Annotated in this window: 3 rRNA genes; all 3 read right to left on the bottom strand. The window is 52.7% G+C overall.

Annotation, left to right across the window (positions count from 1 at the left end):
* Positions 1 to 60: 60 nt before the first annotated feature.
* A 5S ribosomal RNA gene (gene rrf, locus ACFRJ8_RS22535) occupies positions 61 to 176 on the bottom strand.
* Positions 177 to 231: 55 nt separating this feature from the next.
* Positions 232 to 3,159, bottom strand: a 23S ribosomal RNA gene (locus ACFRJ8_RS22530).
* 170 nt (positions 3,160 to 3,329) lie between these two features.
* Positions 3,330 to 3,417 (bottom strand): 16S ribosomal RNA (locus ACFRJ8_RS22525); the annotation flags it as partial.

Genomic DNA, 3,417 nt, shown 5'->3' with positions numbered 1-3,417 from the left:
GGTTATGAGCCCGACGAGCTACCGAACTGCTCCACCCCGCGATGATAAAATTTTAGAAAAGCTTGGCGGCGTCCTACTCTCACAGGGGGAAACCCCCGACTACCATCGGCGCTGAAGAGCTTAACTTCCGTGTTCGGTATGGGAACGGGTGTGACCTCTTCGCTATCGCCACCAAACAAATTGAGAGTGTTCTCTCAAAACTAGATAACAGGTGTGACATCATTCAAAAATATGGTTAAGTCCTCGATCGATTAGTATCTGTCAGCTCCATGTGTCGCCACACTTCCACCTCAGACCTATCAACCTGATCATCTTTCAGGGATCTTACTTCCTTGCGGAATGGGAAATCTCATCTTGAGGGGGGCTTCATGCTTAGATGCTTTCAGCACTTATCCCGTCCGCACATAGCTACCCAGCGATGCCCTTGGCAGAACAACTGGTACACCAGCGGTGCGTCCATCCCGGTCCTCTCGTACTAAGGACAGCTCCTCTCAAATTTCCTGCGCCCGCGACGGATAGGGACCGAACTGTCTCACGACGTTCTGAACCCAGCTCGCGTACCGCTTTAATGGGCGAACAGCCCAACCCTTGGGACCGACTACAGCCCCAGGATGCGATGAGCCGACATCGAGGTGCCAAACCTCCCCGTCGATGTGGACTCTTGGGGGAGATAAGCCTGTTATCCCCGGGGTAGCTTTTATCCGTTGAGCGATGGCCCTTCCATGCGGAACCACCGGATCACTAAGCCCGACTTTCGTCCCTGCTCGACTTGTAGGTCTCGCAGTCAAGCTCCCTTGTGCCTTTACACTCTGCGAATGATTTCCAACCATTCTGAGGGAACCTTTGGGCGCCTCCGTTACCTTTTAGGAGGCGACCGCCCCAGTCAAACTGCCCACCTGACACTGTCTCCCCGCCCGATAAGGGCGGCGGGTTAGAAGGTCAATACAGCCAGGGTAGTATCCCACCGATGCCTCCACCGAAGCTGGCGCTCCGGTTTCCAAGGCTCCTACCTATCCTGTACAAGCTGTACCAACATTCAATATCAGGCTGCAGTAAAGCTCCACGGGGTCTTTCCGTCCTGTCGCGGGTAACCTGCATCTTCACAGGTACTATAATTTCACCGAGTCTCTCGTTGAGACAGTGCCCAGATCGTTGCGCCTTTCGTGCGGGTCGGAACTTACCCGACAAGGAATTTCGCTACCTTAGGACCGTTATAGTTACGGCCGCCGTTTACTGGGGCTTCAATTCGCACCTTCGCTTACGCTAAGCGCTCCTCTTAACCTTCCAGCACCGGGCAGGCGTCAGCCCCTATACTTCGCCTTACGGCTTCGCAGAGACCTGTGTTTTTGCTAAACAGTCGCCTGGGCCTATTCACTGCGGCTCTCTCGGGCTTGCACCCTAACAGAGCACCCCTTCTCCCGAAGTTACGGGGTCATTTTGCCGAGTTCCTTAACGAGAGTTCTCTCGATCACCTTAGGATTCTCTCCTCGCCTACCTGTGTCGGTTTGCGGTACGGGCACCTCTCACCTCGCTAGAGGCTTTTCTTGGCAGTGTGGAATCAGGAACTTCGCTACTATATTTCGCTCGCCATCACAGCTCAGCCTTCACGGGAAACGGATTTGCCTATTTCCCAGCCTAACTGCTTGGACGCGGATATCCAATACCGCGCTTACCCTATCCTCCTGCGTCCCCCCATTGCTCAAATGGTGAGGAGGTGGTACAGGAATATCAACCTGTTGTCCATCGCCTACGCCTTTCGGCCTCGGCTTAGGTCCCGACTAACCCTGAGCGGACGAGCCTTCCTCAGGAAACCTTAGGCATTCGGTGGAGGGGATTCTCACCCCTCTTTCGCTACTCATACCGGCATTCTCACTTCTAAGCGCTCCACCAGTCCTTCCGGTCTGGCTTCACAGCCCTTAGAACGCTCTCCTACCACTGTTCGAAGAACAGTCCGCAGCTTCGGTGATACGTTTAGCCCCGGTACATTTTCGGCGCAGAGTCACTCGACCAGTGAGCTATTACGCACTCTTTAAATGGTGGCTGCTTCTAAGCCAACATCCTGGTTGTCTAAGCAACTCCACATCCTTTTCCACTTAACGTATACTTTGGGACCTTAGCTGGCGGTCTGGGCTGTTTCCCTTTCGACTACGGATCTTATCACTCGCAGTCTGACTCCCAAGGATAAGTCATTGGCATTCGGAGTTTGACTGAATTCGGTAACCCGGTAGGGGCCCCTAGTCCAATCAGTGCTCTACCTCCAAGACTCTTACCTTGAGGCTAGCCCTAAAGCTATTTCGGAGAGAACCAGCTATCTCCAGGTTCGATTGGCATTTCACCCCTACCCACACCTCATCCCCGCACTTTTCAACGTGCGTGGGTTCGGGCCTCCATTCAGTGTTACCTGAACTTCACCCTGGACATGGGTAGATCACCTGGTTTCGGGTCTACGACCACGTACTCATTCGCCCTATTCAGACTCGCTTTCGCTGCGGCTCCGCATCTTCTGCTTAACCTTGCACGGGATCGTAACTCGCCGGTTCATTCTACAAAAGGCACGCCATCACCCGTTAACGGGCTCTGACTACTTGTAGGCACACGGTTTCAGGATCTCTTTCACTCCCCTTCCGGGGTGCTTTTCACCTTTCCCTCACGGTACTGGTTCACTATCGGTCACTAGGGAGTATTTAGCCTTGGGAGATGGTCCTCCCGGATTCCGACGGAATTTCACGTGTTCCGCCGTACTCAGGATCCACTCAGGAGAGAACGAAGTTTTGACTACAGGGCTGTTACCTCCTATGGCGGGCCTTTCCAGACCTCTTCATCTACCTCGTTCCTTTGTAACTCCGTATAGAGTGTCCTACAACCCCAAGAGGCAAGCCTCTTGGTTTGGGCTAGTTCCGTTTCGCTCGCCGCTACTCAGGAAATCGCATTTGCTTTCTCTTCCTCCAGGTACTTAGATGTTTCAGTTCCCCGGGTCTGCCTTCCATACCCTATGTATTCAGATATGGATACCACTCCATTACGAGTGGTGGGTTTCCCCATTCGGAAATCTCCGGATCAAAGCTTGCTTACAGCTCCCCGAAGCATATCGGTGTTCGTCCCGTCCTTCATCGGCTCCTAGTGCCAAGGCATCCACCGTGCGCCCTTTCTAACTTAACCGTTAAAAAGAATCACTACGTGATATCTTGCATTACTAATTGAATGTGATGTCTACTGTTATCTAGTTTTCAAAGAACACGTTTCGAAGGAATGATCCTTCAAAACTAAACAAGACAGGGAACGTTCTGTTTATAAGACCCAAGGTCTTATATTCCGTATAATATCCTTAGAAAGGAGGTGATCCAGCCGCACCTTCCGGTACGGCTACCTTGTTACGACTTAGTCCCAATCGCCAGTCCCACCTTCGACAGCTCCCTC

Origin of the sequence: Arthrobacter sp. NPDC056886, assembly GCF_042788715.1 — a bacterium.
Taxonomy (GTDB): Bacteria; Actinomycetota; Actinomycetes; order Actinomycetales; family Micrococcaceae; genus Arthrobacter.
Note: the sequence above shows the minus strand (reverse complement) of the source record. Positions and strands in the feature narration are given on the sequence as shown.